Raw genomic sequence first — 2,770 nt, 5'->3', positions numbered from 1 at the left:
TGTCAGCCAGAGGCGATGAAGGACGTTGTAGCCTGCGATAAGGTTCGGTGAGGTGGCAAACAACCTGCGACCCGGACATTTCCGAATGGGGAAACCCACCCAGCATAAGCTGGGTATCCCACACTGAATCCATAGGTGTTGGGAAGCGAACCCGGAGAACTGAAACATCTAAGTACCCGGAGGAAAAGAAATCAACCGAGATTCCCCTAGTAGCGGCGAGCGAACGGGGAGTAGCCCTTAAGCATGTGACTGGTTAGACGAACGTGCCTGGAAAGGCCGGCCGTAGCGGGTGATAGCCCCGTAGTCGAAAACCTGAATGTGTGAAATCGAGTAGGTCGGGGCACGTGAAACCCTGACTGAACATGGGGGGACCATCCTCCAAGGCTAAATACTCCTGGCTGACCGATAGTGAACCAGTACCGTGAGGGAAAGGCGAAAAGAACCCCGGAGAGGGGAGTGAAATAGATCCTGAAACCGTGTGCGTACAAGCAGTGGGAGCAGACTTGTTCTGTGACCGCGTACCTTTTGTATAATGGGTCAGCGACTTATATTCAGTGGCGAGCTTAACCGTATAGGGGAGGCGTAGGGAAACCGAGTCTTAACTGGGCGACCAGTCGCTGGATATAGACCCGAAACCGGGCGATCTATCCATGGCCAGGGTGAAGATTGAGTAACATCAATTGGAGGCCCGAACCCAAGTATGTTGAAAAATGCTGGGATGAGCTGTGGATCGGAGTGAAAGGCTAATCAAGCTCGGAGATAGCTGGTTCTCCTCGAAAGCTATTTAGGTAGCGCCTCACGTATTACCGCCGGGGGTAGAGCACTGTTTCGGCTAGGGGCCCATCCCGGGTTACCAACCCGAGGCAAACTCCGAATACCGGTGAGTAGAGCGTGGGAGACACACGGCGGGTGCTAACGTCCGTCGTGAAAAGGGAAACAACCCAGACCGTCAGCTAAGGCCCCCAAATTCTGGTTAAGTGGGAAACGATGTGGGAAGGCATAGACAGCTAGGAGGTTGGCTTAGAAGCAGCCATCCTTTAAAGAAAGCGTAATAGCTCACTAGTCGAGTCGGCCTGCGCGGAAGATGTAACGGGGCTCAAACCAGATGCCGAAGCTACGGGTTCACACTTAGGTGTGAGCGGTAGAGGAGCGTCGTGTAAGTCTGTGAAGGTGAGTTGAGAAGCTTGCTGGAGATATCACGAGTGCGAATGCTGACATGAGTAACGACAAGGGGAGTGAAAAACTCCCCCGCCGGAAGACCAAGGTTTTCTGTTCTATGCTAATCAGAGCAGAGTGAGTCGGCCCCTAAGGCGAGGCTGAAAAGCGTAGTCGATGGGAAACGGGTCAATATTCCCGTACCGGATGTGGTTGCGATGGGGGGACGAAGAAGGCTAGGTGAGCCAGGCGTTGGTTGTCCTGGTGAAAGTCAGTAGGCTGAGATCTTAGGCAAATCCGGGATCTCAAGGCCGAGAGACGAGACGAACGGACTACGGTCCGGAAGTCATCGATGCCACGCTTCCAGGAAAAGCCTCTAAGCTTCAGATCACATGCGACCGTACCCCAAACCGACACAGGTGGTCAGGGTGAGAATCCCAAGGCGCTTGAGAGAACTCGGGTGAAGGAACTAGGCAAAATGGCACCGTAACTTCGGGAGAAGCTGCGCCGGCTTAGGGTGAAGGACTTCGCGTCCCGAGCTTGAACCGGTCGAAGATACCAGGTGGCTGCAACTGTTTATTAAAAACACAGCACTCTGCTAACGCGTAAGCGGACGTATAGGGTGTGACGCCTGCCCGGTGCCGGAAGGTTAATTGATGGTGTTAGCCGTAAGGCGAAGCTCTTGATCGAAGCCCCGGTAAACGGCGGCCGTAACTATAACGGTCCTAAGGTAGCGAAATTCCTTGTCGGGTAAGTTCCGACCTGCACGAATGGCGTAATGATGGCCACGCTGTCTCCACCCGAGACTCAGTGAAATTGAAATCGCAGTGAAGATGCTGTGTACCCGCGGCTAGACGGAAAGACCCCGTGAACCTTTACTATAGCTTCACACTGGACGCTGATGTTGCTTGTGTAGGATAGCTGGGAGGCTTGGAAACCGGGACGCTAGTTCCGGTGGAGCCAACCTTGAAATACCAGCCTGGCATCATTGGCGTTCTAACTTGGCACCGTGATCCGGTGTGAGGACAGTGTGTGGTGGGTAGTTTGACTGGGGCGGTCTCCTCCGAAAGAGTAACGGAGGAGCACGAAGGTACCCTCAGCACGGTTGGAAATCGTGCATTGAGTGCAAGAGCATAAGGGTGCTTAACTGCGAGACAGACACGTCGAGCAGGTACGAAAGTAGGTTCTAGTGATCCGGTGGTTCTGTATGGAAGGGCCATCGCTCAACGGATAAAAGGTACTCCGGGGATAACAGGCTGATACCGCCCAAGAGTTCACATCGACGGCGGTGTTTGGCACCTCGATGTCGGCTCATCACATCCTGGGGCTGAAGTCGGTCCCAAGGGTATGGCTGTTCGCCATTTAAAGTGGTACGCGAGCTGGGTTTAGAACGTCGTGAGACAGTTCGGTCCCTATCTGCCGTGGGCGTTGGAGATTTGAGAAGTGCTGCTCCTAGTACGAGAGGACCGGAGTGGACGCACCTCTGGTGTTCCGGTTGTCACGCCAGTGGCATCGCCGGGTAGCTATGTGCGGAAGGGATAACCGCTGAAAGCATCTAAGCGGGAAGCCTCCTTCAAGATGAGATCTCCCCGAGACCTAGAGTCTCCTAAAGGGT

1 rRNA gene is annotated in these 2,770 nt (G+C 54.2%); it reads left to right on the top strand.

What is annotated here, in order from left to right:
- Positions 1-2,770 (top strand): 23S ribosomal RNA (locus BTW08_RS17200); the annotation flags it as partial.

Source organism: Salinicola sp. MH3R3-1, assembly GCF_001937155.1.
In the GTDB taxonomy this organism is placed as follows: Bacteria; Pseudomonadota; Gammaproteobacteria; order Pseudomonadales; family Halomonadaceae; genus Salinicola; species Salinicola halophyticus.
Note: the sequence above shows the minus strand (reverse complement) of the source record. Positions and strands in the feature narration are given on the sequence as shown.